Origin of the sequence: Hymenobacter humi (genome assembly GCF_042665855.1) — a bacterium.
Lineage (GTDB): Bacteria > Bacteroidota > Bacteroidia > Cytophagales > Hymenobacteraceae > Hymenobacter > Hymenobacter humi.
The window spans coordinates 1,805,567-1,832,535 of the sequence record NZ_JBHTEK010000001.1 but is presented as its reverse complement, the minus strand read 5'-3'; the positions used below and the strand labels follow the sequence as shown (position 1 = coordinate 1,832,535).

The window sequence follows — 26,969 nt, the reverse complement described above, 5'->3', positions numbered from 1 at the left end:
ACCGCAAGAATTTCAACTGTTAAATCCAACGCAATGCCATCTTTCATCAAGAATATTCTCCCTGCCGGACTGCTGGCGCTGGCTACGGCTGCCAGTGCGCCCGTGGCGGCCCAAAACAAGGGCTTGGTGAATACCTCGGCCAGCCAATATGCCAAGCTGGGCAGCGTGGACATGGGCAGCGTATCCTGGACCAACGGCTTCTGGGCCGAGCGGTTCGACGTGTGCCAGAAATCGATGATTCCGACCATGTGGGCACTTTACCACAGCGACCGCAACCACGCTTACAAGAACTTCGAAATCGCGGCCGGCTTGCAAAAGGGCGAGCACAAGGGGCCGCCGTTTCACGATGGCGACTTTTTAAGTTGCTGGAAGCGCTGTCGGCATCCTATGCCGTGAACCGCGACCCCAAGCTTGACCAGCACTCGACGAGGCCATTGCCATGATTGCCAAGGTGCAGCGGTCCGATGGCTACATCAGCACCCAAAGCACCATCGCGGAGCTGAATAACCCCGGTCAGAAGGCCGCTTTCAAGGACCGCCTGAACTTCGAGACTTATAACATGGGCCACCTGATGACGGCGGCCTGCGTGCATTACCGCGCTACGGGTAAAACCACCATGCTCAAGTTGGCGCGCAAAGCCACAGACTACTTGTACGATTTTTACAAAAATCCTCTCCGGAGCTGGCCCGCAACGCCATTTGCCCTTCGCACTACATGGGCGTGGTGGAAATGTACCGCACTACCCGCGACCCGCGCTACCTGGAGCTGGCCCAGAACCTGATTAACATCCGCGGCCTGGTGGAAAGCGGCACCGACGACAACCAGGACCGGATTCCGTTCCGGCAGATGCAGCAGGCCGGCGGCCACGCCGTGCGCGCCAACTACCTCTTTGCCGGCGTGGCCGATGTGTACGCCGAAACCGGCGACGCCACCCTGCTCACCACCCTCAACCGCATGTGGGACGACGTGACCCAGCGCAAAATGTACGTCACGGGGCCTGCGGGGCGCTCTACGACGGCGTATCGCCCGACGGCACGGCCTACAAGCCCGACACGGTGCAGAAAATCCATCAGGCCTACGGGCGCGACTACCAGCTGCCCAACTTCACGGCCCACGGCGAAACCTGCGCCAACATTGGCAACGTGCTCTGGAACTGGCGGATGCTGCAAGTGAGCGGCGACGCCAAGTACGCCGACGTTCTCGAAACGGCCCTGTACAACAGCGTTCTATCAGGCATCAGTCTGGATGGCAAGCGCTTTCTCTACACCAACCCGCTGGCGTATTCCGATGCGCTGCCGTTTCACCAGCGCTGGTCGAAGGACCGGGTCGACTACATCAGCCTGTCCAACTGCTGCCCGCCCAACGTGGTACGCACCATTGCCGAGGTCAGCAACTATATGTACAGCACTTCGGACAAAGGCCTGTGGGTGAACCTATACGGAGGCAATAACCTGAGCACCAAGCTCAAAAATGGCTCACCCGTAAAGCTTCGGCAGGAAACGAATTACCCCTGGGATGGAGCCGTGAAGCTGACCCTGGCCGAAGCGCCCAAAAAGGCATTCTCGCTGTTTTTGCGGGTGCCGGGCTGGTGCGAAGGCGCCACGCTGCTGGTGAACGGCAAACCCACCGCGGCCGTCCTCACACCTGGAACCTACGCCGAAGTCAACCGCCCGTGGAAGGCCGGCGACCGGGTGGAACTGCAGCTGCCCATGCCTGCGCAGCTGGTGGAAGCCAACCCGCTGGTGGAGGAAACCCGCAACCAGGTGGCCGTGAAACGGGGGCCCATCGTCTACTGCCTCGAAACCAAGGATTTTCCGGCGGGTCAAAAGCTTTCCGGCCTGACCCTGCCCGCCACGGCCAGCCTCCAACCCCAGCGCCTCCAAATCGACAACGCCGACGTGATGTGCCTCACCGGCCAGGGCACGCTCACGCCAGCGGCGCAGTGGGGACCGCAACTCTACCGCAAGCTTCCCACGGAAAAACCCGCTTCCGTGCCGCTCACGCTCATTCCCTACTACGCCTGGGGCAACCGCGGGCATTCGGATATGGAGGTGTGGATTCCGGTGAGTAGATAATTCAGGCGCTGCGTGAGCACAGTCATTTCCCCAATGAAACCAAAGTCCCTTCTCCTCTGCTGCATCACGCTGCTGGCGCTTCTGCCGCTCCCCGGCCGCGCCCAACTCCGTTTGCCTTCGCTTTTCACCGACAACATGGTCTTTCAGCAGCAGGCCGACTGCGCCGTGTGGGGCTGGGCCAAGGCCGGCAGCACGGTCACCGTCAGCCCGTCATGGAACAAGCAGAAGTACCGCGCCCAGGCCGACGCGGCCGGCAAGTGGAAAATAAAAGTAAAAACTCCCACCGCCGGCGGGCCTTATGAGTTGACCATCAGCGACGGCACGCCTGTGAAGCTGAAGAACGTGCTGGTGGGCGAAGTCTGGCTCTGCGGCGGGCAGTCGAACATGGAAATGCCCATGAAAGGCTTCAAAGGCCAGCCGGTCCTGGGCTCAAACGAAGCGGTGGTGAAGTCGAAAAACGACAACCTGCGCCTTTATATCGTGCCCCGCTCGTCGGTGACGGAACCGCAGGACAACAGCAAGCCCTCGCCCTGGCGTGCCGCCGCGCCCGAGGCCGTGGCCAATTTCAGCGCCACCGGCTACTACTTCGGGCGCCTGCTCCAGGAGATGCTGCAGGTGCCCGTGGGCCTGATTCACTGCAGCTACAGCGGCTCCAGCATCGAGGCCTGGATGGATACCGAGACGCTGCGGCAGTTTGCCGGCATCAAGGTGCCGGACCGGGGCGACACCATCAAGCAGGTGAGCCGCACGCCCACCACGCTGTTCAACGGCATGCTGCACCCCATCGAAGGCTACGGCATCAAGGGAGCTATTTGGTACCAGGGGAGTCGAACTACGACCGGCCCGACCAGTACGAGCAACTGTTTGCAGCCATGGTAAAACAGTGGCGCACGCAGTGGGGCATGGGCGATTTCCCGTTCTACTACGCCCAGATTGCGCCCTACAACTACGCCCGCTGCCGCCCTACAACAAGGGCAGCAAGTACAACTCAGCGTTTCTGCGCGACGCCCAGCGCAAGCTGCAGGACCATGTGCCCAACTCGGCCATGGCCGTACTCCTCGACATTGGTGAGGAAAACTCCATTCACCCCATGCGCAAGGAGCCCGGCGGCACCCGCCTGGCCTATCTGGCCCTGGCCCAAACCTACGGGCAGAAAGGTTTCGGCGCGCTCAGCCCAACCTATGAGTCCGTGACGGTGAAGGGCAACGCGGCGGCCGTGCGCTTCAAGAACGCGCCCAACGGCATGACGGCCTTCGGGCAGGAGCTGGCGGGCTTTGAAGTGGCCGGGGCCGACCAGAAATGGTACCCCGCCAAAGCCAGCATTGCGGGCAGTGTCATCAACGTATCGGCCGCCGAGGTGGCGGCGCCGGTGGCCGTGCGCTACGCGTTTAGGGACTACACCCGGGCCACGCTGTTCAGCAACGAAGGCCTGCCCGTGTCATCGTTCCGCACCGACGATTGGGCTCAGTAAGCATGAAGTGCGCCCGCCTTTTGCTGCTGTTGTGCTGCGGCTGGCTCGCCGGCCTGGGCGCGCAGGCCCAAAAGCCCAGGCCGAGCCTGGCCGCCTGCAACATCACCTGGACCAGCGCCAGCCGCAACGCCGGCGAGTCCATGCCCTGCGGGGGCGGCGACACTGGCCTGAACGTGTGGGTGGAGCAGGGCGACGTGCTGTTCTACGTGGCCCGCAGCGGCACCTTCGACGAAAACAACAGCCTGCTCAAGCTGGGCCGGGTGCGGCTGCGGCTGACGCCCAACCCGTTTGAGGGCGGCACCTTTAAGCAGGAACTAGCCCTGCATACCGGCGATGTGCGCCTGACCGGCACGGCGAAAAACCAAACGGTCCAAGTACACATATGGGTCGATGTGTTCCGGCCGGTGGTGCACGTTGAAATCAGTGGCAACAGCAAGCTGAGCGCCGAAGCCAGCTACGAAAGCTGGCGCTACGCCGACCGCGCGACCAAGGGCAAGGAAAACAACCAAAACTCCTACAAGTGGGCGCCGCAGGGCGAGGTTAAAACCCGGCGCGACAGCATGAGTTTCCGCAACCAAGGCGTTGAGTTCTTCCACCAGAACCAGCCGCAAACGGTGTTCGACGTGACCGTGCGGCAGCAAGGGTTGGAGACGGTGAAATCGCAGCTTTATAATCCGCTGGCCGGGTTGATTTTTGGCGGCGCGATGCAGGGCCACGATATGCAGCCCGCCGGCACCATCACCGGCCAGTACCTCAACACGCCCTACACTGGCTGGAAGCTAAAAAGCCGCACGCCGGCTCGCACGCATTCCATCATCGTGGCGCTGAATACGACCACCGCGCCGACTGCGAAACAGTGGCAGCAGCAGTTGCAGCAGACGCTTGCGGCCGCTCAGCAAAACCCCAAAGCCGCCCGCCAACGGACCTTGAATTGGTGGCAAGACTACTGGAACCGCAGCTTTATCTACATCCGGCCCGGCCAGCCAGCGGCCCAGGCGCCGGAGTGGCAGGCGGGGCGCAACTACCAGCTATTCCGCTACTTGTTGGGCTGCAACGCCTTTGGGACCTCCCCTACCAAGTTCAACGGCGGCCTCTTCACCTACGACCCATCACTGACGGATTCTACGCTGAAGTTCACGCCGGACTTCCGCAACTGGGGCGGCGGCACGCACACGGCCCAAAACCAACGCCTGGTGTACTGGCCGATGCTGAAAAGCGGCGACGCGGCCCTGATGAAGCCGCAGTTCGACTTCTACCTGCGCCTACTGCGCAACGCCGAACTGCGTAGCCAAACCTACTGGCGCCACCCTGGGGCCTGCTTCACCGAGCAGGCTCGAAAACTTCGGCCTGCCCAACCCGGCCGAGTATAACTGGAAGCGCCCGCCCGGCTTCGACCCCGGGATGGAATACAACGCCTGGCTGGAATACGAATGGGACACGGTGCTGGAATTCTGCCTGATGATGCTGGAAACCGAGCGCTACGCCGGTCAGGACGTGGCCGGCTATCTGCCCTTTGTGCAGAGCTGCCTCACGTTTTTCGACGAGCATTACCAGTACCTGGCCCGCCAGCGCGGCGCCAAAGCGCTGGACGGCGAAGGCCACCTCGTGCTCTACCCCGGCTCGGGCGCCGAGACCTACAAGATGGCCAACAACTCCACCGCCACCATCGCCGGCCTGCGCACCGTGCTCACCCGCCTACTGGCCCTGCCCCCAGCCTATGGCACCCCCGCACAGCGCCAGCAGTGGGCGGCCATGCTCGCCCGCATCCCAGCCCTCAGCTTGCGCGAGGTGCAGGGCCACGCCACTATCGCCCCGGCCAAGTCCTGGGAGCGCATCAACAACGTGGAAAGTCCGCAGCTCTACCCCGTTTTCCCCTGGGGAATCTATGGCGTGGGCCAGCGCGATTTAGCTACCGCCATCAACACCTACCGCTACGATACGGACGTCCAGAAATTCCGCAGCCACGTGGGCTGGAAGCAGCACAACATCTTCGCCGCCCGCCTCGGCCTGACGGACGAAGCCGCGGAGCTGACGGTGGGCAAACTGAAAGATTCGGGCCGCCGCTTCCCCGCTTTCTGGGGCCCCGGCTACGACTGGGCGCCCGACCACAACTGGGGCGGCTCCGGCATGATAGGATTGCAGGAGATGCTGCTGCAAACAGATGACCAAAAAATCTACCTGCTGCCCGCCTGGCCCAAAACCTGGGACGTGCATTTCAAGCTGCACGCGCCCTACCAAACTACCGTCGAAGCCACGGTCCGGAATGGCAAAGTGCAGGAGTTGAAAGTGCTGCCGGAGTCACGGCGCAAGGACGTCGTGGTAATGGACTAAGAGCATGTTTGGGATTTCAATCGGAGGTGGCACGTCGTAAGGTCATGGTCAGATTGGCGAGTAGCACCCACGCCGCATGGCTGGCTGGCTGGGGTGCGTTCGTAATCCACGACGAGGCGCCGAAAGCAGTTGAGCCAGGCGAAGGTGCGCTCCACGACCCAGCGTTTGGCGACGGGCACGAAGCCCCGGCCGAGACTGGGCGGTCGGCTCGCCACCTGATGCTGCCAGCCCAGGGCGTGGACCTGCCGGGCAAAACGACCTTGATAAGCGCTATCGGTCAGCACGGTGCGTAAGCGACTGGCCCAGGCCGGGCGTAGCTGGTCGCGCTGGGGCAAGAGGGCGTGAGCGGCGCGGCTGTCGTGGCCACTGGCCGCATGCACGGCAACGTGCCAGATGCGGCCGCCCGTGTCGCAGAGCACTTGGCGCTTGCGTCCATTGACGCGCTTGTGCGCGTCGAGGCCGCGCTGCTGGCCCAGGCGTGGGGCCAGCTTGACGCTTTGCGCGTCGACCAGGGCGAGCGACGGGGTGGGCAGGCGATGCTGTGCCAACCGGTCCACTCGATTAGCGGCTTCATTGAGTCGTTGCAAGAGTCCGGTGGTTTGCCAGCGGGCGAAATAATAGTAGACGGCTGGCCACGGTGGGAAGCGGGCCGGCAGGCTGCGCCACTGGCATCCCGTGCGGCAGATATACCGCAGCGCATCAATTACTTGCCGTAAGCCGTGGCGGCGCTTGCGTTGCAGGGGCAGCAGCGGCGCAATAACTTGCCACTGCGAGTCAGTAAGGGGTTGATAGCACTCAACCATAAAGCGAACCGGAGCCTAGGAACTCCTGCCGCAACTTACTGACTCGTTTCTTTTTGCCCTACCAATTCCCAAACACGCTCTAAGCTAGCAGTTGTGAAGAGGACTTACTTGGTCAGCGCCTGATACGTCACTACGTACTCCCGGCCTTTTTCCAGCTGCATTTCATATTGCCCATTGCCTTTAGCCTGAATCTTAGCGCCCTTGCAAGAGGGTTTTGAGCGGCTGCGGAAGCGTAGGGTGCCAGTGCCCACGGCGCCTTTCACCTTTGAGCCTGCTTGAGGCTGGCGGCCACTGTAATGTCGCCCTGTGGTGTGGGCACGGCACCTTCCATCCATTGCAGGCCGCCGAGGTTGGGCACGATTTCGTAAGTAGCGTAGCCGGGCGTGAGGGGTTGCACGCCGAGGTAGTACTTGCCCAGCAGGTAGATGGGGCTGGCGCCCCAGGCGTGGCACAGGCTTTTGCCGAAGGGCCGGCCGTACATGGCGTAGTGCTCGGCGCCTTTTTTGGCGGGGTCGTATTCTTCCCAGAATGAGGTGGCCCCTAGGTCCAGCATGCCGCCCCAGTACGCCTTCATTTCCTTGAGCACGTAGGGCTGCTCGCCCATCGCACACAGGGCTTCCAGCTCGTAGAATCGCATATAGGGCGTCGTGATTTTTGGCACTTCTTTGTTAAGCAGCACGGAGTTCTTCACCTCCTGTGCCTGGCTAGGCGTGAAGTAGTTGAAGAAGATACTGAACATGTTGGCGTAGCGCGTCACGTTGTCGGTGGGCTGGCCATTGATTTGGCTGTGCACTAGCGCGTGCTTATCGGGGCTCCAGTAGGTGGCGAAGATTTTGGTTTTGAGGTCGGCCGCAAGCTTCTGGTAGTTGGCCGCGCCGGCCGTGTCGCCCACCAGGTTGGCGCAGAGGGCCATGGTTTCGAGGCTGCGGCAAAACAGCAATTGTTCGAAACTGACTTCGCCTTTCTTGCTCAGACCGTCGGCCCAGTCGATGAACACCCAGTCGCCGGCCTGGCCTTCGAGCAGGCCGCTAGGGTTGCGGCGGCCCAGCACGTACTGCATCAGGCTTTGCATGCGGGGGTAGAGCTGTTGAACCTGGGCCCTGTCGCCGGTGTACTGGTAGGCATCGTACACGCTGATGAACCAGTAAAAGCTATAGTCCATGATGGTGTTAATGTGGCTGGTAACCGGATCTTTACCGCGCAACGCAAACTGCGTGCGGTTGACGGTGGGCGTGTCGAAGTAGAGGTAGTAGTTCATCAGGTAGCTCTGGTAGGCATCGCCCGACCACACCCACCGGTCGCGCTTAATGCCGTCGATGAAAAACTCCCGCGTATTGAGGTGCATGGTGTAGGCCGCCACGTCCCAGATTTTATTCAGCTGCGCATCCGAGCTGCGGAACTTGCCCCGCTCCGCCACCGGCGCGTACTCATACAGCAGCGACACCGAATCGAGACTCACGCCCGCCTCGGGCCGGATGTTCACGTAGCGAAACGCCTTCGACAAGCTCGTAACCCGGTCGCCCGGCTGGGGCTGGTCCACGGCCAGGTATTCCAGCGTTTCGCAGGTTTCGGTGGCCAACGCTTCTTCCTTCGATTCGCCGAAATACACCGCCACCTGGCCCTTGCCGCGCAGCCCGTACAGCTTGATGTAGCCGAAGGTTTCGCGCCCAAAATCGGCCACCAGGCCAGTCGGCGTGGGCTCGACGCGAACCGCCCGGCGCGCCTCCGTCGGCAGCTTAAACGCTGCGGGCCGCGCTTCGGGCGAGTCGAAATTCCAGGCGCCCGCCTGTAGCCAGGTCGTACCCGATTGGTCGGAGGTTTTGCCCGAGGCGTCAATCCATTCCTTGTCCTCATACGTCACCAGCCACGAGTTGTCGGACGCAATGGTTTTGCCGCGCACGAACACTGTCGGCGGCGTGGCCTGGTTGTATACCTTGATGTTAAGGCGGTGCTTGCCAGCTGGCACGGTCAGGCGCATGGGCGCGCCGGTCAGCGGCTTGCCGTCGAGCTTCACGTTGTATTGGCCCTCGGCGCGCAGCTCCACTTCTTCGGGCTGCGCGAGGTCGAAATCCTTATGAAAATCGATGAGGACGTAGTGACTGTCCATCCGCCAGAACACCGGGAAGAACGTGCCGCGCTCGGTGCGGCGATTCTGCATCTGGTTGCCCAGCCAGATTTCGTAGTCGCCGGGATACCAAATCCAGGTGGCCTGGCGCTGGGCTTGGGCAGGTGCCGGGGCCAGCAGCGCGAGCAGCACTGCGGCTACTGCCACGGCTTGTTTTAAGTAAGGTTTTATCATCAGACAAGTGTTTTCAGTAGCGGAACGGTCATGCTGAGCGCGGCCGAAGCATCTCTCCCGCTTCGTTGAGTGGCTTTATTAGTTGAGCACGCGAGATGCTTCGGCTGCGCTCAGCATGACGGCCTATCTTGTGTTTTCGGCTATTTCTGAGCCAACCCATTCCGCAAGTCCCGAAACTCCGGTTCCAAACCGGCGGCTTGCTTGATGGCCTCACTCACCATCGGCCCGTTGTTTTTCCAGATGTTGCCGGGGCCGTTGGCATTGGCCAGGAATTTCTCGCTTGGGCACCAGTTGTCCTGCACCGTGATATTGGAGGAGCCTTCGTCGAGGTAGAGGTAAAACCAGTGCTCAGGGTCGTGCACGTAGGCCGCGCGGCCAATTTCATCGATGCGGTTTTCGCTAATGACCGTGCCCGGCTGGGCCGACAAGGTGTAGACGCCAGCTACATCGTAGGTGTGCTGGGCGTAGTGATGAATGTAGTTGGCCTGCACGTGGTTGTCGCGCATGGCGTTGGTAGTTTTGGTCCAGCCCCAGCCCAGGCTGATGCCGGTGTAGGGCACCTGGGTTACTTCGTTGTGCCGGATGCTGATGCCCCGCACGTACCCGGCCGCAATGCCCACGCAGCCCCAATCCTCGTTGCCGCAGTCGGTGAGCAGGTTGTTTTCGAGTATCTCGTTGGTGCAGATTTCGCGCTCGTCGGTGGGCTGGTACGGCAGGTGCGTTTCGGTGCCCATGTCCGAGAACTTGCCGACTTGGATGCCGTTGCCGGCAATGTCACGAAACGTGCAGCCCACCACGGCATCGTCGTGGGTGCCGCTCTCATAGTCGAGCCCGGCCGAGGCCAGGTGCAGGAATTGGCAGCGCTCGAAGCGCATATGGTTGGCGCCGGATACCGCCACCGCGGCGGGCGGGCGCCCAATCCAGGCCTGGTTTTCGAGGTCCTTTTTGTCGGGCGTACCGGGTGTTTTCAGCGAGTACCCATCGAGCATAAACAGGCCCGCCTGTATCGGTACGTGGCCTTTTTCGGAAGGCCGCAGCCAGGTGGTGTAGGCGAAGGCGAGGCCTTTGAACTGCACGTGGGCTACAGGCTGGTCCAAGCTACCTGCTACCTGCACCAGCGTTTCCAGAGCTGGCGCTACCACCTTGGCGGTACCCATGGTTTCACCAGGCCGGGGCCAGTACAGCACCTGCCCGCGTGCTGCGTCGTAAAACCACTCGCCGGGCTGGTCGAGCAGTTCAATGGTGTTGGTCAGGTAGAAGGCTGAGCTGCCGTTCTTGCCGTTGAGGATGGGCCGGGGCCAGGGATGCTCAAACTGCACGCGGCTTTCGGGCTGTTGAAAGGTGAGGCGGGCTTGGTTGCCTTGCACAGTTAGCGTTTTCACGCGCAGCACAGCCACGGCCCACATTTGGTGGAGCACCATTTCGAGTTGGTTGACCTGGCGCAGGGCTCCTACGGCAGCCGCCGGCACGCTGGCCGCCTGCTGGTCCACGTCCCAGGCAAGCAGGCGCGGCAGGTTGTCGTTGTTAGGCGAGCGGGCCCGCACGGCCTTGCGGCCGTTCACCCACAGCTGCCGAAATGCCAGCATTCGGCCGCCAACCAAGGGCGCCGAGGCCACCCAAACCTGACCTTGCGCAGCGGCGGGCAGACCCGGGCGTTTGCCAACTTCTTGGCGCCAGCCCGTCACGGGCACGCCGCCGCTGAGCACCGGCTGCTCACCGGGCGCGGCTTCAATGATGGTGGGGCTGGCGGCGGTACCAGTGTCTTCGGGGCGCAGAAACAGCGGTTCAACCAGTCGGTATTCGCCCCCACGCACCCGGATGTGTACGCCGCCTTGCACGGCAGGGTCGTGCAGGCGCCGCAAATCGCGGGCCTGCCGCAGGGCCGCGGCCACCGTCGCCAGTGGCTTTTCCGCCGTGCCGGCGTTGCGGTCAGAGCCAGTGGTGGCCACCCAGATGTCAGCCGCGCCGGCAGATACGGAAATGGTCAGTAGTGCGCAAGACAGCAGGATTTTACTTGATAAGGAGCCGGTCATGCGTTAAGGCGTCACCGACTTATTGAAAACTGCCTGCAACGCTTCGAAACTGTGCAGCGCATTGGCGGGGAGCAGTTCTCCTTTGGGGCCGAAGACCCGCTGCACTTCCTCCTTTTCGATGGTTACTTTCGACTCGTCCAGCTTGCCGGTTTTGTCTTCGGCAGCGGCCAGGTTCAGGCCCAGGTGCTGCGCCAGGAACTCGTACATGGCTTGGCGCTTCGAGGGGCCGTAGTCGTGGCCTTCGGCGGGAAGGTGCACGTTTTTTACCAAGTCGGTTTTGCCATAGTAGCCGTAGATGTTGCGCACGAAGGGAAAGGCCGTTTGGGGCGTTTGGGCGGTCCAGTCCTTGCCGTCGGTGATGGCCAGTTGGGGACGGGGAGCGGCCATGGCGGCGATTTCGGCGTTGTTGGTGCCGCCCCCGCAGAGGTGCACGGGCATGCCACTTTCGCAGGGACAGCCGCCGCTGTGGTAGCTGGAAAGCATCACCACTGGCACGCTGACTTTGATGCGGTCGTCCAGGGCCGTGAGCAGCATGGTCTGGCTGCCGCCGCCCGAGCCGCCGGTGATGGCCACGCGGGTTTTGTCGGCCTCTTTCAGCCCCAGCAAGTAGTCGAGGCTGCGCAGGCCGTTCAGGGCCTGCACCGTCATGGCAAGGCTGCGGCGGTGGTCTTCGCCCTTGAACTGCAACAGCGACTCGCCCCAGGCAAATAGGTCGTAGCTGAACACCATGGCGCCCATGCGGGCCAGCGTGGCGCAGCGGTACTGGGCATCGGCGCGGTAGCGGCCGTCACCAAAGTGCCCATCGGGGCTGATGATGACCGGGGCTTTACCCTTGGCCTTGAGCGGCCGGTACAGCGAGCCCGCCACGTACAGGCCCGGCAGGGTCTCCAACGCCACATTTTCCACCGTGTAGCCGTCGTACTGCCGCTTGTTGGTGATGATGGGCTTGCTGGCGGGCCGGGCGGGCATGGGCGACAGCCGCAGGGCCTCCCACATGCAGCTCCGTAGCTCGGCTTTGCGCTGCTCCCAGGTAGCCGCGTCCTTGTACAGCGTGGCGAGGTAGGCCAACTGCTCGGCACCTTCTTCGGGCGTTTTGAGGTGGTATTGGAAGGTTTTGAGCTTGTAGGCCCGGTCGCCGGTTTTGGTTACTTGCAGGTCGAACGGCGCCAGCACGTTTTTTAGGGTTTCCTCTACGTTGGGGCGGTAACGCCACTCGGCGTAGGTCACGTATTTGTCCTTCACCATGTCCGCAGCGGGCCGAATTTTCACCCCATACCGCTGCTGAATCTGGTCCAGCACGGTTTGGAGCGGCAGGCGGTATTGTTCGTCGGCAGTCTGGGCGGCCGCGGCCGTGGTCAGCAGCAGAAGGCCTAAGAGCAGATGAAGGACTCTGGACATGGTGAGGAGGGGTTTGCAGCCGTGCTGGCCCTGACGGGCTTCGCTTATTTAATCCTTGGTAATCTCCGCCGTTCCCACCGGCGCGGTGTAGCCTTTCATGGCCGGCCACACGCCGTTTTTTATCTTTACCAGCTTCATTTTCTTGGGGTCGAGCACGGCGTGTTTGATGCGCTGGCGGCGCCAGGTGTACACAAAATGCACCTTGCCGTCCTTGGTCTGAATCACCGAAGGGTACGAGTACTGGCTGATGGGCGAGTCTTCCAAAATCGCCGCCGCGTACCAGGTTTTGCCGTCTTTCGAAACGGCCACGTTCAGCGGGGTGCGGGGACCTTTGGCGAGGTCGCCGGGCGGCAGCACGTGGTTGTACACCAGCAGCGGCGGCCGTCGGCCAGCGTCACGGCGTCGGTGCCGGAATTGTTGTTGGGCAGGGTGGTTTTGGCCAGCGGCGACCAGGTTTTGCCCTCGTCCGTCGACCAAGATTCCAGGATGGCGCGGTCGCGGCTGCGGCACAGCACCTGGAGGCGGCCGTCTTTGTAGGTCAGGATGCTGGGCTGAATGGCGCCCTTCGTGGTGCCATTGTCAATGGGCCCAATCATGCTCCAGGTCTTGCCGAAATCCGGGGTGGCCTCAAAATGCACGCGCCAGCCGCCGCTGCCTTCGGTGCTGGTGGGGCTCAGCAGTGTGCCGTTTGTCAGCAGCACCGGCTTGTTCTTCACCGGCCCAATGTAGTTCTCGGGCAGCGCCTGCGCCGCCGACCACGTCAGGCCGCCGTCTGGGGAAGTGCGCTGCCAGCCCTTCCAGTCCGAGGGCTTCGGGCCGATTTTGTAGTAGAGTATCAGCTCGCCACCGGGCACCTGGTAAAGCACGGGGTTCCAGGTGGGATAGCGCAGGGCTTCGCTCTGCACGCCGTTGGCCACTTCCACGGGCGCCGTCCAGCGGCCGTTTTCCTGGCGGCTCACCCAGATGCCCACGTCGGGGTTGCGCTCCTTGGTGCCGCCAAACCACGCGGCCACGAGGCCCTTGGACGTCTCGGCAATGGTGGCGGCGTGGCTCTCGGGGAAGGGCGCGGTTTCGAAGATAAACTCGTCGGTGATGATGCCTTTTTTCCACGGCTTGGTTTGGGCCCAGGCAGTGGTGGCAGTCAAGCCCAGAACGAGCAGGAGGAATGTCTTTTTCATGTTGATAAATGGTAGCGGCGCGGCCCTTATTTCTTCAGCTCCAGGCTGGCCAGGATGAAGGGGCCGGTGCCTTTGGGGTCGTTCACTTTGATAGGTTCCTTCACGTAGTACTCGTAGGAGCCATTGCGCTCCGTGCCCGGCCCCAGCCCGGCCACTTCGCACACTTGCAGCAAATTGAGCTCGCCGTTAGGCTTCACCTCGATGAACTTGCTGGTGATGCCCGCGTAGCCCTTCTCGGCCAACTGACGGCACTTTTTGTTCAGATATCCCTTATTCACTCCCTTGGCCAACGTGTACACGAACATGCACGAGGCCGACGCTTCGAGGTAGTTGCCCGGCTTCCCGGCCTGGTCCACTACCTGGTACCACAAGCCGGTGGCGGGGTCCTGATACCGCTGAATGGCCAAGGCCAAGCGGTCGAGCACCTGCCGCAGTTTGGGCCGGTCGGGGTGCTGGGCGGGCAGGTAGTCGAGCACGTCGACCAGCGCCATGCCGTACCAGCCCATGGCCCGGCCCCAGAAGTTGGGCGACTGGCCGGTTTGCGGGTTGGCCCAGGCTTGCACGCGCTTCTCGTCCCAGCCGTGGTAAAGTAGGCCAGTTTTGGGGTCGCGCAGGTGTTTCTCGAGCAGCAGCAGTTGCTTCGCGGCCTCGTCGAAACCGGCGGGTTCGTTGAACGTGCGGGCATATTGAGCCAGAAACGGACTGGCCATGTAGGCGCCGTCGAGCCACATTTGCTCGGGGTACTTGAGCTTGTGCCAGTAGCCACCCTCGGTGGTTCTGGGCTGTTTCTGGAGTTGGGCACGCAGCTTGTCCAGTGCCAGCTTGTACTTCTCCTGCTTGGTGTCGGCGTAGAGCTGGAACAGGATTTTGCCCGAGTTGATGTTGTCGAGGCTCAAATCCTGGGGCTTGTAGGTCTTAATCTCGCCCTGCGCGTCCACCATCTTGTTGCCGTAGAGCTGCAGGTAGGCCGGGTAGCGCGGGTCGCGGGTTTGGCGGCTCAATTTCTCCAGCGTGTGCATAATCAGGCCCTGCGTGTAGCCCCAGGTGTCGGCCAAGACGGGGTCGGCCATCCAGGGGCTGCGTTTCAAGACGGACAGCGCCATGCGCTCCGACCATTTCGCGGTGGTCGGGATGGTAGCCGGCAAGGAGAGCTGGCCCGCCGGGGCCGCCTGCGCGGCTACCCTCAGTGGCGCCGCGAGCAGCACCGCTGCCCCAAACACCAGCAACCCTCTACCCCATTCTAGCACCTTAATCAAGCCCAATAATCTATTCATATACAACGGCCTCAGCCCTACAGATTAGAAACAAACGCGTAATCTCCGGACCCAATTTCCACCACGGCCCGGTCGCCCTCCATGCGGAGAAATTTCACGCCCGCGGCGCTGGCCAGCTTGCGGCTCCCCTCCTGCACATCGGCCGGCTTTTTGGCCGGGATGTAGACCACGGCCTTGGTGTTGCCAGGCACAGTGATATTCCATGTAAAGTGCTTGGCATCCTTTTTCCAGCTGCTTTTAATAAGCCCGCGCACCGAGCGGTAGCTGCCCTGCGCACTCGTGAGGTCGGCTATCAGGGCGGGCTTCATCTCCACGGTTTGGAAGCCCGGCGCGCCGGGGGCCGCTTTGATGCCGGCCAGGTTTTCGTAGTACCAAATCAGTAGGTCGCCGAGCAGCATCACGTGGTTTTGGGAGTTCATGGCGGGGTCGGCGGTGTTGCCGTTCCACAGCTCCCAGATGGTGGTGGCGCCGTTGGCGGCCATGTAGCCCCAGCTCGGGTAGTCGCGGTTGGTGGCCAGGCGGTAGGCAATGTCGGGCCGGCCGTGCTCCGTGAGGCCGCGCATCAGCCACTGCGTGCCGATAACGCCGGTACTGATGTGGCCCTGATTTTCGACCAGGATTTTATCGGCAATGTTTTGGAATACCTTGCCGTGCTGGGCGTCCGGCGTCATACCGTAAGCCAGCGGTAGCAGGTTGGCCGTTACGGTGTTGTTAGAGTACTGCTGGTTCTGGGCGTTCAGGAATTTCTGGTTGAAGGCATCCTTGATTTTGACGGCCAAAGCGGCGTACTCCTGCGCGTCCTGCGGCTTGCCCAGCACGGTGGCAAAGCGCTGCATCAGGGCCAGCAGGTGGTAGTAGGTGCTGGTGGCAATGACCTCGCCGCTGGTGTTGCGGGCGGGGTCTTTCGAGTGAATGAGGGTGGCCGATTCGGGCGGCACGCACCAGTCGCCGTACTTGTCCTTGGTTACGAGGTGGTCGGCGGTCATGTAGTTGGCGCGCATGTAGGTCAGCCAGCGGCGCATCGAGTCGTAGTGCTTCGCGATGGGCTGGGTGTCGCCGTACTGCGAGTAGAGCATGTCGGCGATGGTGAGGTAGGTGCCGGGCCAGGTCATGTTGTCGCCGTAGTAGCGCCAGAACGCGGGGGCCACGTCGGGAATGCTGCCGTCGGCTTTCTGGGCTTGCGCAATGTCATCGAGCCACTTGGCGTACAGGCGCGAGTTGTCGAACACAAAGCTCTCGCCATAAGCGCCGGTGGTGCGGTCGCCGAGCCAGGGCTGCCGCTCGTTGCGCTGCGGACAATCCACGGGCATGCCCTTGTAGTTGCTGCGAATGCCCCAGTAGGCGTTCTTGTACACCTGGTTGATGGTGGCGTTGCTCGTCGTGAACTCGCCGGTGGTGGCCATGTCGTCGTACACCACCCGCGCATCAAAATCGGCCATCGTGGGCGTGCCGGGGTAGCCGCTGACTTCAACATACCGGAAGCCGTGGTAAACGAACGTGGGCTCCCAGGTTTCGCGCCCGCCGCCCTTCATCGTGTACACGTCGGTCACGCGGGCGTCGCGCAGGTTGGCCACGTACAGCTCACCGGTTTTTTGCAGCGTTTCGGCAAAGCGCAAGGTGATTTTGTCGCCCCGCTTGCCGGTGGCGCGCAGGCGCAGCCAGCCGGCCAGGTTCTGGCCCATGTCCAGGATGTAGGCGCCGGATTTTGCGCGGGTGATGGCCACGGGTTTCAGCGTTTCCATCACCTTCATGTTCTCGTTCATCTGGGCCTCGTAGGCGCCGCCCGGCTCCTGCACCAGGCTCGGCTTTCAGCCAGCTTTTGGCGTCGAAACCGGCGGTGCTCCAGCCCTTCATTTCCTTGGTGGCGTCGTATTCTTCGCCGTCGTACTCGTTGTTGGTGCGGATGGGGCCGTCGGCGGTGGCCTGCCAGCTGTCGTCGGTTTTGATGACTTCGCGGGTGCCATCGGCATACGTCACGTCCAGCTGCATGAGCAGCTTGGGGTAGCCGAAGGTTTTGATTTTGTAGGGCTTGTAGTTCTGCCGCATGGCGTAGAAGCGGCCGTTGCCCAGTACGGTACCCACGGCATTGACACCGGGCTTGAGCAGCGCCGTCACGTCGAACGTGTTGTACTTCACGTTCTGGGTGTAGTCGGTGGGGCCAGGCGCCAGCACCTGGTCGCCCACGCGCTGCCCGTTGAGGTAAAGCTCATACAGTCCCAGCCCAATAATGGACGCGGTGGCCTGCTTTATCGGCTTATCGGCCATGAATTCCTTGCGGAAATAGCGGGCCGACAGCCGGGCGTGCGACTCCTCCTTGTCCCAGGGAAAGGCACGGTCCAGCCCAATCCAGCGGCCTTTCCAGTCGAGGTAGTTGAGCAGGCCCATGCTCCAGCGGGCGGGCGCGCTCCAAGCGGTTTCGCCCTGGTTCGTCCAAGTTTTCACCTTCCAGTAGCACCGAACGCGGGTTTTTAGCGGCGCGCCGGCATAGGTTACGTGCACCGATTGGGCCGACGCGACCTTGCCCGAGTTCCAGAGGTCGCCTTCGTCGGCGGCCAGCTTTTCGGGGTTCGAGGCCACCAGCACCTGGTAGGCAGTTTGGGTCAGGCCGCGCTCGGGGCCGCTTAGCTCCCAGCTCAGGCGCGGCTCGGGAGCGTCGATGCCTTCGGGGTTAGTGAGCAGTTCACAGCGAAGGCGCTGGAGCTGCACAGGGCCCGGCGCCGCGGGCCGAAACGCCGCCAGCACCAGGAGTAGCAGCAGGAATGAAAGCAGGTATTTTCGGTTCATAGTCGTGGCCTTCCCCTTCGGCTCCCTGCCATTCAGCGAGGGAAAACCTGCCAGATGGCAGGCTTGGGCCACGGGGTTATGCGGGGCACTTTTCAGTACCCCATAGTTCCGACTTTTTTGCTGCTCTTTATTCTAGGATGTTAGCACGAATCTTCACGATTTGCGCATAGCTGAGGAATTCGGGTACAGTTTTCTGGTTTTTCCGAGCGATTTCAGCCCATGGAGCAAGTATTCTGCAGCCACCAGTTGCCCCAGCCGCTCGAGTTAGTAGAAACGCAAATCTGAGGTTCCTACCGCTTCCCAACCGTCGCAGCCGTCGCTTGCTTGGCCGTGAAATCGAAGTACAGCGTGATTTCCTTGGCGTAGGACGGGTCTTTGCTGTAGTCGTAGTACATGTTGGTTTTGCCCATGGGGCCCATGTTTTCGGCTTTTTGCGACTTCGTGCCAATGGGTGTGATACCGTGCATAAACGAGATGCTGCCGCTGGGGAAGGCCGGGGCCGTGTTGTAGGGCGTGGCCGAAAAACGCGGCGTGAACAGGCGCAGGTACACGTCTTCCTGGTCGCAAACGACCGTGAAGGGCTGGCCAGTAGTTTGCAGCGTCAGCCAGTAGAAGTTGGAATAGTAGCCCTTGAACTCGGGATACTCCGGGCCGCGGGTGCCATCGGGCTCGCCGGTGGAGGTGTTGTTGTAGGCCTTGTCCCACACGCCGAGGGTGGTGCCCTTCATCCGGTCTTTCCACACCCGGTAGGGACCGTCGCCGCGCCACTGGGCGCCTTTTACTTCTTTTTCGGGGTAGCTGAAGCTCAGGCCGGCCAGGGCAAAATCGTAGTCGCGGGGGAAGTACTTGGCCGTCATGCGCACCCAGCCCGAGGGGTACACCGTCCACTGCAGCGACTGGTAGCTGCTCTTCTTGCCAAACTTGGCGTCAATGACCACGTTCTGGCCCTCCTGCCGCTGGCTGAGGCCTTCGAAAGCCGTTTCGCCTTCGGCCAGCACCGGGCCGTTGGTGAGCGGGATGAGGCCTTTGGCGTTGCGCACCTGCCGCAGCACGCCCGCTTTGCGGCTGAACGTCAGCTCTACGCCATTGGCGGCCACGGTGTAGAGCGAGTCGGTTTCGGTGAGGCGCGCGGGCGCCGGGCCCTCGGTGCGCACGAGCTGCTGGGCCACGGCGGCCGGTCGGGCAATGGGCCAGCTCCAGGTATAGATTTCGCGGCCGCTGGGGTCCTGGGCTGTGATGTAGAGCACGTCGTGGCGGGCCCAGTCAGCGGGCAGGGCCAGCTGCAAGGTGCCGTAGGTGCCGCCCGGCGCCACGGCGGGCGCCGCGATGCTGCCGGTTTTGGTGACAGCCACTGCCTTGCGGCCGGGCGCCGGCAGTTGAGCCAGTTTCCAGGTGAATTTGCACTCACTCAGGCTGGTGTAGTGGAAGCGGTTTTGCACGCGGAAGCTGCCGTCGAAGGCGGGCGTGATTTCGCGGCGCTCAAAAATACCGGCGACCATACTTCCTTGATGGTGAAGTAGCTGCCCTCCTTCTCGCGGTACGGCCCCAGGATGCCATCGGCGCCGTGGTTGCCGTCGGTGTCGAGCGGCCTTTGCGGTCGGTGCGCACCACGCCGGCGTCGGAGAAGTCCCACAGGAAGCCGCCGGCGGAAAGCGGGTGCGCCCACATCTGCTCCCAGTAGTCTTGCAGGCCGGCACCGTGGCCGCCGTCGTAGAGGCCGTGCAGGAATTCGGTCGGGAACACCACGTTGTGGCCCTGCAGGTGCGTGCCGTTGCCGTAGTCGAAGTTGATGTAGTGCTGGGTGTCGGTGCCGCGGAATACCTGCCAGGCGTGCACCACGGGCCGCTTTTGCAGGTCCAGGCGGTCGAGCACGGGGTCGAGGTCGAAGTTGTGGCCGCCCTCGTTGCCGTTCACCCACACCACGATGCTGGGGTGCGTTTCGTCTTTCACAACCATTTCTTCGGTGAGCTTGGTGCCGGTGGGCGTGTCGTAGTTGGCATGCCAGCCGGCTACTTCATCCAGCACAAACAAGCCCAGCGAGTCGCAGGCCTCCAGGAAATGGTCGTCGGGCGGGTAGTGCGACATGCGCACGGCATTCATGTTCATGTCCTTCATCAGGTTCACGTCCATGATGCTCAGCGCCTTGCTGGTGGTGCGGCCCGAGGTGGGCCAGAACGAGTGCCGGTTTACACCCTTGAACTTGATTTTGGTGCCGTTGACGTAGAAGCCCTCCCGCTCGCGCAATTCCACCGTGCGGAAGCCGAAGCGCTGGTTGACGGTGTGCACCGGCTGGCCGCCCTTGCGCAGGGTCATGGCCACGCGGTAGCGGTTGGGGGTTTCCGCCGTCCAAAGCTTCGGCGTAGCTAGCGTGGTTTGCAGGCGCATGGCGGCATTACCGGCTGTTATTGGGCTGCGGAATTCACCGCCTACTTTCTGGCCGTCGAGGGTGTAGAGCTGGCCAACGACCTCATCGGCCGCGGTACCGCCCGTATAGACATCTGCTTTGAAACTGCCGTCGGCCTTGGCATCGAGGGCCACGCGGCTGATGTGCGCCGCGGGCAACGCTTCCAGAAACACCGGCCGAAAAATGCCGCCAAACAGCCAGAAGTCGCCCCGCCGCTCCGCATCGTTCACCGATTCGTTGGCGGAGTGCTTGGCCACGGTGGCTTCGAGCAGGTTGGTTTTGCCGTACTTCAGCAGCTTCGAGATGTCGTACTTGAAGCGGTAGTAGGAACCCTGGTGAATGAGCCCGGCGGACTGGCCGTTAATCTTAACTTCTGTATCGGACATTGAGCCATCGAACACGATATTCACAGCCTTGCCCCTCCACTTGGCGGGCACTTTGAACTGGTACTTGTACAGGCCCTTTTCCTTGCCGCGGGCGGTGTCTTTCTCGTGCCCGTAGTTGTACTTGCCGAAGCCCTGCAGCTCCCAGTTCGACGGCACCGGAATGGTGGTCCACTTGCCCGAATTGCGCCCGGCGGTGCAGTAGAACTGCCACTTTACGGTTTTGTCATTGCCAGTTCCGGAAAGCATCAGTTTTTCCGTGCTCTGGGCCTGGCCGCGGGTGAAGGACAGCAGCACCAGCAGCGCGGCAAGTTTAAACCCGGTAAAAACGTGGGGCATAGTAGCAGGTATCAGTGGGTTAAAAATGGCAACAAGTGGTCAGGAAGCGCCCGCCGAAGCACCTCTCCGGCGCAATCAGTCTCACCATCCCTGCGCTGAACTTCGGTTCAACCAAAGGGAGAAATGCTTCGGCCGGCGCGGCCTGACCAGTACTGCTTAAAGGCCGCTTGGTCCCGTAGCAGCCGGGCCGGGCGTAGACTCGGGGGCAGACGTTTTCAGGGATTTCAGGTAGAACACCGCCAGCGGGTCCGAGTCGCCGGCTTTCGGCAAATCGTATTCCTGGTCGGCGGGCGTGTCGGGCGTGGGAAAGTGCCGGGCCTCGCCCGTCCGGAACATGATGCGCTCGAACGATGCCACCGGCGCGAAGAAGATGTAGGTACCCGTGGGCTTGCCATTCACCGCCACGGTGAAGGACCGGCTATCGGCGTCGAGCGCCACGCGCACGTCGTATTGCTGGCCGGCCTGGTACTTTGTGATGTTCTTGAAGCGCGAGCCGGCCTTGTGGCGGAAGTTGCCCTCGGCATCGAAAGTAAGCTGCACGGCCGGCGTGCCTTTGCCGTCCTGAAACTCGATTTGCAGCAGGCCCTTGTCGTTTTGGGCGGGCACGACCGAGAACTCGGCCACCACCTTTTTGGCCTCCGGGATTACCCGCTCGGCCTTGGCGTAGTCGAACTTGTCGGAATCCTTAAAGACGAGGCCTTTTGTGCCGTCGGGCAGCGCGCCGATGCTCACCGGCGCCTGCACCAGGCTGTAAGTATTCCAATTCGCCAGCTCTTGCCCGGCGGGCAGCTGCGCAAAAACGTCGTTCGCGTGGCTCTCTGCTTTGGCGCGAACCGGCACCGGAACCGAGGCCAACCAGATGTCCTCTTTGTTCATGCTGTAAGTCACCCACAGATTTTTGTCGGGCGGAATGCCGTCGCCTTCCTGGATGCCGCGCACGTACTGCGGGCCATAGCTTTTGTAGGCCCCACCGTAGCGCATGGGCGATATTTCGCCGTGCACGAGCCACAAATCGGTATAGTCCAGCCCATTGGCGCTAGTCGAAATGGCCAGCGGCCAACGAAATTCCGAGGGGTTGTACACCGTGGCGTAGCGCCCGTCGGTGGTGCGCTGGCCCCAGATTTTGGCGTTGCTGTTCACGAAGTGCGGCGCACGAATTACGGGGTTGGGCCAGGTTTTACCGCCATCGGGGCTGATGGTGGTGAGGGCGTGCTTCCAGAGGCCCACCACGCGGTTGTCGGGCAGGTGGTAGTAGCTGAAGGCTTTGTAGTCTTTCTTGAGCGGAATCAACGGGTCGTTGCGGTCCTGCTCTTCCACCATCTGCTGCATCATCAGCGGATTGGCCAGGATTTCCTCGCAGGCGGCCACAAAGCCTTTGTCCTTGCTGGTGGTGTAGAAGGGGTACGTGGATTTCGACTTATCCCAGGAGGCGTTGTTGCGCAGGAAATAAATGGGGCCATACTTGCCGTTGGGCAGCACTTCGCGCACCACCCGCCCAATGCCGCGCCCGTCGTTCGGGTCGTCGTGGGGCTCGAGCACAATGCCGTAGTAGCCCAGCGTGAGCAGGCGGTTTTTCTTCGACACGAAGAAGCCCACGCGCTGGTGCATCACGGCATACAAGTCCTTGGCGACCTTGCCCGGGCGGTTGTCCTTGGTCACGCCGTCCGGGATTTTGTAAGGCGGGAAAACCACCATCGGGTTGGCCCAGGTGTGGCCGTCTTTCGACGTCATCAACAGGGTGCGCCCGGGGGCTCGTGCTCGCCCACCGGGTTGCTGAGGTACTGCAGGTAGAACTGCTTGTTCCAGTAGGCCAGCATGGGGGCATGGTTGTAGGTCCAGCCCTCGCCGTTGGCAGCGTCGGGGTGCTCCCGGTTGGCGCGCACCACTTGCTGGGCGTGCACCCCGATGGCTGGCCGCAGCTGCCCGTGGTGGTAGTCCACATTGCTGAGCGTGGTGCCCGTGTAGCGGATGGTTTCCTGGGCGTATGCCCCCGAGCTGCCAAGCAGCGCTACTGCCAGGAAACCGTGGGTGCAGATGCTGCTGAGTTTAGTCATGGGCTTGAGTGCGTGAAGTTGCCGCAGGAGCCTCGGCCGGCCCGGTTTGCAACAGTTTCTTGAGCGTCCGGCGCGGCACCATGAAGATGGTGCCGTGCTTGTGGCCCGTCGGCACGCTGGTCTGGGCCGACACGTCGGTGAAGGTGATGAAATCGGTGGTTTTCATGGCGCCGTATTTCTTCTCCTTGTAGGCATCGTAGTAAATCAGCCACTGGTTATGTGGCAGCTTGGCCACGCTGGGCCCTTCGGTAAAGTTGGCGGTAAAGGGCGCCGACACCTTAGCAAAAGGCCCTGTGGCCGTGGGCCCAAAAGCCACTTTGATATTGCGCTCGGGCCGGGTATTGTCTTTCACCACCAACACGTAATCCTCCGCGCCGCGCCGCAGCACTTCGGAGTCGATGGCGCTGAAACCGGGGTCGAGGTAGAGGCGCGTGGGCGCGAAGGTTTGGAAATCTTTGGTCGTAGTGTAGTAGAGCCGGTGGTTGTTGTCCTCGTCCTCCTGCCCTTTCGGGTACCGCAGCGGAATGGTGCTGGCCCACACAATGAGGTACTGCCTGGTGGGCGGGTCGTAGGTAATCTCGGGGGCCCACACGTTCACGGTGGTCGGCTCGTGGCTCATCACATCGATAAATCGCTGTTCTGACCAGTGCACCAAATCCTTGGAGTTGGCATAGCCGAAGCCTTTGTCGCCCTTCCAGCCGCAGGTCCAGACCAGGTGGTAGGTACCATCGGGCCCCTGCGTGATGCTGGGGTCGCGCATCAGCTTGCTCGGCCCCACTTGCGGCTTCAAAAACGACCTTCCCAGGTCCTGCCACTGGTAGCCGTCATAGCTGTAGAGCAAGTGCAGCCCATCGGTGGCCGGCTCGCGAAACGACGTGAACATGTAGGCCTCTTTCGCACAGGAACTCAGCAGCGCCGCGCTGCTGAAAACAAAAAGGGATGTAAGGTGGGAGGTACGCACGGCGCTTTAGCTGACGGAATCCAGAATCAACACCCAGTCGTTGCCGTCCTTCTGCTCGCCGGGCGGGTTGAATTCCCGCGTTCCTTTGTTCGGAAAGGTGCCGATGGCCGTGGTTTTGCCATCGCGCGGGCTGTACCAGGCGGCCTTCACTTTGGTACCGGCAATTTTGCCCAGATTCACCTTCAGGTTGCGACCGTTGTAGGTGTAAACGAAGGCGTAGTTCTTGCCGCGCGTGCCCAGGAGGCGGTTGTACTTCTGGCCCGCATTACCGGCAATGAGCGACTGGTCGGGCACGCGCTCAAAGAAGGGCCGCGAGAGCATCAGGTTCTTGAGGTGCACCATCTGGGCCGAGCCCGGCGCGCTGATGGCCGAGGACCACAACTCCTTCGAGCCGTAGGCGCTGCCCTTATCAAAAGCGCTGTGCATCTGCATCACCGAATTCTGCCCGTAGGTGTAGCCAAAAGCGCCCGCAAACACCGACCAGTAGCCGTAGCGGCGCACGTCGGCGGCGTTCCAGCGGGGCTGGGCCACGTCGTGCAAACCCTGCGGAATGCCTTCGTAGGAAGGCTCGCCGTCCAGGGACGGCTTGGCAGGCTTCATTTGGTAGTCGGCTTGCTGGTAGCGCCAGTTGTCCTCGCCGTAGTGCAGTTTTTCGTTCTTCGAGGTGTCCTGCTCGTAGCGGCGGTGGCCCGACTGGTACATGTTAAAATCCAGCCATTTCTCCTGCTGAAACCAGTCGGAAGACTGCATGCGCCCGCGCGGGTGGAAGGTCACCAGGTGGTTGGGGTCCACGGCTTTGAGCGTGGCGCCAATGGACTTCCACACCTGCAGCGAATCCGAGCCTTTGATGTCGCCGCCGTTGAGCCAGATGATGTTCGGGCGGTTTTTGTAGCGCTCGGCCAGGAAGGTGGCGTAGGTTTTGGCCTGCTGCTGGTTGACCTTGCCGGCTTTCACGTTGTTGCCCCACACCGGCACCAGGCCCATGTAAAGCCCCTTTTTGGCGGCCAGGTCCACGATGTAGTCGACGTGGTCCCAGAAGTCGTACTGCGCCGCGTCGGTGGCCAGGACGCCGGGGGTGAGCTTGGGCCGGGCCGCGTCGCCCTTCACCAAAGCGGAGTCGCCGTACACATTGATGGCCGGTACGGTGTGCAGCACCATCACCTGAATCACGTTGAAGCCTTTTTTGCGGCGGTCTTCGAGGTAGGTTTCGGCTTCTTCGCGCTTGAGCTTGTTGAAGAGCAGCCAGCCCGTGTCGCCCAGCCAGAAAAAGGGCTTGCCGCTGCCCGTCATCAGGTAGCGGCCGTTGGGCGACACCTTGAGTGGCCCGTGGGCTCAGCAGCCGGAGCCCAGGCTACCAGCGACAGCAGAAGCGCTAGTAGCAGAGAAGAAGTACACGCTTTCAGGAACATGAGGAGGGGTTGTAGCGTGGACTCTGCGAGTCCGCGCATTGGTTGACCGTACACGCGCGGACTCGCAGAGTCCACGCTACAGGCTATGATTTGCGCTTTTCGGTGGGGCGCACGGTTTGCAAGTTCACCACGCTGTCGAGGAACTCCTCAATGTTGGTGTAGCCATCTTTGTCGCGGTCCTGGGTGGCGTCGGCAGCGCTTTTGGGGTCGAGGCCGTGCTTGGTTTCCCAGGCGTCGGGCAGGCCGTCGTGGTCGCTGTCTTTGTAGGGCGTGCCCTTATAAACCGGGTAGCCGCCTACTTGGGCAGGGTCGGTGATGATGCCCATTTTGTAGGAATCTTCGGGCAGGCGGCGCTTGATGTAGGGGCTCTTAGCCGAGGGCTTGGCGTCTTTGGCGTACACGATTTTGCCGGTGCGCACCTCCTCCACAATGCGGGCGTCCACGGCGTCGCGCCGGGGCAGGGTGGCGCCCACGTTGGCCAGCACAAACCGGTAGGCCTCCAGGGCCGGAACTACGGTGACGTGCGGAAAGGGCAGCGGCTCGTTCAGGCGAATGCCGGCCAGGATTTTCTCCGGCTCGGCCACGTCTTCCAGCTGCACGCCGCCCGCCCAGTTGTCTTTGGTGATTTTCTCGTTGCCTTCGATGATGTTGCCGGCCACGTAAGCCTGGCCGTACACCTGGCCCAGCGCCTTGTCGCGGCTGGCCTCGGGCTTGAGGATGCGGAAGCTGATGGGCTTGTCGAGTGGCGTAATGGGGCCGGGCTTGTAGTAGTTGTTCACGAAGTTGTACTGCGAGCGGTTGTCCCCCCGTCGGCCGAGCGGTTCCACCAGTTGAACACCACGTTGTTGGCAAAGCCAAAGTCGCCGTACATGCCCACCGAGGGGTTACGGCTGATGTTATTGGCCCACAGGTTGCGCACAAACGCGCTATTCAGCCCGCCAATGGTGCTGCCGAAGGCGTGGTTGTAGGTGTCGAGCCCTTCCGAAAAGATGGAATTCTGAATGGTCACGTTCACGGTCGGCAGCTTATCGGCCTTGCCGGTCTGGGGGTTGTTGTACACGTGGCGGTACATCGACATGTTCTCGTCGAGGCCCCAGCTAGCCGAGACGTGGTCAATCATGATGTTGCCCACCGGGTTGCCGCCCAGCGCGTCGTCGCGCCGGCCTACGTCCATGGCCCCGCGCCGGAAGCGCAGGTAGCGCACCACCACGTCGTGGGTATTGAGCCAAATGGACTCGCCGGCCACGCAAACCCCGTCGCCAGGGGCCGTTTGGCCCGCCAAAGTGATGTAGGGTGCGCGGATGATAATGGGGCTCTTGAGCTGAATAATGCCGGCGACGTTGAAGACGACGATGCGCGCGCCGCCTTGTTCGCAAGCTTCGCGCAAGGTGCCGGGGCCGCTGTCGGCCAAACTGGTCACCACGTACACTTTGCCGCCCCGCCCACCGAAGGAATACGCCCCGCCGCCCTCGGCGCCGTGAAACGCGGGAATGGTGGCCTGCGGCAAATCCGACGGTTGGGCTGCCCACGGCACGTAGGGCTTGCCGGCTTTGGCTTCGGCCTCAACGATGGGCAGGGCCTTCTGCCAGGCCACGTCCGAACGTTTTTTGGCGTCATTCAGCGCAGCCTCGGCCTTGGCTTCTACCTCGGGCGGAATGGTGGGGTACTGAGCCCAGGCGGGCGCGGCACCGGCCGAGACAAGGAGAGCAGAAAGCAGGGCAAAGCGCTTGTTCATAGCTGTTGGAGGATGGGGAATGTTGCTTGATCAGCTTG

General features: G+C 62.1%; 20 protein-coding genes and 3 pseudogenes. 7 read left to right on the top strand and 16 right to left on the bottom strand.

Going from position 1 to position 26,969, the window contains the following annotated elements:
• Positions 1-33 precede the first annotated feature (33 nt).
• The 7 genes and pseudogenes from ACFQT0_RS10305 to ACFQT0_RS10275 all read left to right on the top strand — a co-directional run bounded on the left by ACFQT0_RS10305 (position 34) and on the right by ACFQT0_RS10275 (position 5,877).
• Complete coding sequence (locus tag ACFQT0_RS10305; protein ID WP_380202497.1) at positions 34-396, top strand: hypothetical protein; 363 nt, start codon at positions 34-36, stop codon at positions 394-396.
• 43 nt (positions 397-439) lie between these two features.
• Positions 440-1,173 (top strand): annotated as a pseudogene (locus ACFQT0_RS10300) (beta-L-arabinofuranosidase domain-containing protein).
• Complete coding sequence (locus ACFQT0_RS10295) at positions 1,056-2,075, top strand: glycoside hydrolase family 127 protein (protein WP_380202495.1); 1,020 nt, start codon at positions 1,056-1,058, stop codon at positions 2,073-2,075. The pseudogene ACFQT0_RS10300 and the gene ACFQT0_RS10295 overlap by 118 nt, the downstream one beginning before the upstream one ends.
• A 33-nt stretch (positions 2,076-2,108) precedes the next feature.
• Positions 2,109-2,954, top strand: coding sequence for a sialate O-acetylesterase (locus ACFQT0_RS10290; protein ID WP_380202493.1), 846 nt, complete (start codon positions 2,109-2,111; stop codon positions 2,952-2,954).
• A gap of 4 nt (positions 2,955-2,958) precedes the next feature.
• Positions 2,959-3,546 carry a hypothetical protein gene (locus ACFQT0_RS10285; protein ID WP_380202491.1) on the top strand — a complete coding sequence of 196 codons (588 nt, stop codon included), beginning with the start codon at positions 2,959-2,961 and terminating at the stop codon, positions 3,544-3,546.
• 2 nt (positions 3,547-3,548) lie between these two features.
• On the top strand, positions 3,549-4,916 hold the full coding sequence (locus ACFQT0_RS10280; protein WP_380202489.1) for a DUF5703 domain-containing protein: 1,368 nt from the start codon (positions 3,549-3,551) through the stop codon (positions 4,914-4,916).
• A 31-nt stretch (positions 4,917-4,947) separates the two neighbouring features.
• Positions 4,948-5,877, top strand: a complete 930-nt coding sequence (locus ACFQT0_RS10275; protein ID WP_380202487.1) for a hypothetical protein — start codon at positions 4,948-4,950, stop codon at positions 5,875-5,877.
• Here ACFQT0_RS10275 and ACFQT0_RS10270 read toward each other — a convergent pair.
• From ACFQT0_RS10270 to ACFQT0_RS10195, 16 genes and pseudogenes are all read right to left on the bottom strand, one after another.
• The gene (locus ACFQT0_RS10270) at positions 5,874-6,680 is read right to left on the bottom strand and encodes an IS5 family transposase (protein WP_380202483.1); all 807 of its coding nucleotides are present in this window, start codon (positions 6,678-6,680) and stop codon (positions 5,874-5,876) included. The two genes, ACFQT0_RS10275 and ACFQT0_RS10270, sit on opposite strands and share 4 nt — an antisense overlap.
• Before the next feature lie 259 nt (positions 6,681-6,939).
• On the bottom strand, positions 6,940-8,979 hold the full coding sequence (locus tag ACFQT0_RS10265; RefSeq protein WP_380202481.1) for an alpha-L-rhamnosidase-related protein: 2,040 nt from the start codon (positions 8,977-8,979) through the stop codon (positions 6,940-6,942).
• A gap of 140 nt (positions 8,980-9,119) precedes the next feature.
• Entirely contained in the window at positions 9,120-11,012 is a 1,893-nt protein-coding gene (locus tag ACFQT0_RS10260) for a right-handed parallel beta-helix repeat-containing protein (RefSeq protein ID WP_380202479.1), read from the bottom strand.
• A gap of 3 nt (positions 11,013-11,015) precedes the next feature.
• A complete protein-coding gene (locus tag ACFQT0_RS10255) occupies positions 11,016-12,410 on the bottom strand; it encodes an alpha/beta hydrolase family protein (RefSeq protein WP_380202477.1) in 1,395 nt (464 codons plus the stop codon).
• Between the two features lie 48 nt (positions 12,411-12,458).
• A pseudogene (locus tag ACFQT0_RS10250) lies at positions 12,459-13,588 on the bottom strand (sialidase family protein).
• A 26-nt stretch (positions 13,589-13,614) separates the two neighbouring features.
• The gene (locus ACFQT0_RS10245) at positions 13,615-14,835 is read right to left on the bottom strand and encodes a glycoside hydrolase family 88/105 protein (RefSeq protein WP_380205974.1); all 1,221 of its coding nucleotides are present in this window, start codon (positions 14,833-14,835) and stop codon (positions 13,615-13,617) included.
• A 44-nt stretch (positions 14,836-14,879) separates the two neighbouring features.
• Positions 14,880-16,544, bottom strand: a complete 1,665-nt coding sequence (locus tag ACFQT0_RS10240; protein ID WP_380205973.1) for a family 78 glycoside hydrolase catalytic domain — start codon at positions 16,542-16,544, stop codon at positions 14,880-14,882.
• On the bottom strand, positions 16,444-17,646 hold the full coding sequence (locus tag ACFQT0_RS10235; protein WP_380202475.1) for an alpha-L-rhamnosidase N-terminal domain-containing protein: 1,203 nt from the start codon (positions 17,644-17,646) through the stop codon (positions 16,444-16,446). Before ACFQT0_RS10235 ends, ACFQT0_RS10240 begins: the two co-directional genes overlap by 101 nt.
• A gap of 290 nt (positions 17,647-17,936) precedes the next feature.
• Positions 17,937-19,145: a beta-galactosidase small subunit-related protein gene (locus ACFQT0_RS10230; RefSeq protein ID WP_380202473.1), complete on the bottom strand. Its 1,209-nt coding sequence runs from the start codon at positions 19,143-19,145 to the stop codon at positions 17,937-17,939.
• The gene (locus tag ACFQT0_RS10225; RefSeq protein ID WP_380202471.1) at positions 19,126-20,772 is read right to left on the bottom strand and encodes a glycoside hydrolase family 2 protein; all 1,647 of its coding nucleotides are present in this window, start codon (positions 20,770-20,772) and stop codon (positions 19,126-19,128) included. The genes ACFQT0_RS10230 and ACFQT0_RS10225 overlap by 20 nt, the downstream gene beginning before the upstream one ends.
• A gap of 156 nt (positions 20,773-20,928) precedes the next feature.
• Complete coding sequence (locus tag ACFQT0_RS31625; protein ID WP_449272090.1) at positions 20,929-21,648, bottom strand: hypothetical protein; 720 nt, start codon at positions 21,646-21,648, stop codon at positions 20,929-20,931.
• A gap of 450 nt (positions 21,649-22,098) precedes the next feature.
• Positions 22,099-22,826: pseudogene (locus ACFQT0_RS31620) on the bottom strand (six-hairpin glycosidase); the annotation flags it as partial.
• A complete protein-coding gene (locus tag ACFQT0_RS10210; protein ID WP_380202465.1) occupies positions 22,819-23,709 on the bottom strand; it encodes a glycoside hydrolase family 43 protein in 891 nt (296 codons plus the stop codon). The gene ACFQT0_RS10210 and the pseudogene ACFQT0_RS31620, both read right to left, overlap by 8 nt.
• A gap of 84 nt (positions 23,710-23,793) precedes the next feature.
• Complete coding sequence (locus ACFQT0_RS10205) at positions 23,794-25,101, bottom strand: glycoside hydrolase family 140 protein (RefSeq protein ID WP_380202463.1); 1,308 nt, start codon at positions 25,099-25,101, stop codon at positions 23,794-23,796.
• A gap of 178 nt (positions 25,102-25,279) precedes the next feature.
• Positions 25,280-25,975: a hypothetical protein gene (locus tag ACFQT0_RS10200; RefSeq protein ID WP_380202461.1), complete on the bottom strand. Its 696-nt coding sequence runs from the start codon at positions 25,973-25,975 to the stop codon at positions 25,280-25,282.
• Entirely contained in the window at positions 25,972-26,931 is a 960-nt protein-coding gene (locus tag ACFQT0_RS10195; RefSeq protein ID WP_380202459.1) for a pectate lyase family protein, read from the bottom strand. Before ACFQT0_RS10195 ends, ACFQT0_RS10200 begins: the two co-directional genes overlap by 4 nt.
• Positions 26,932-26,969: the final 38 nt, after the last annotated feature.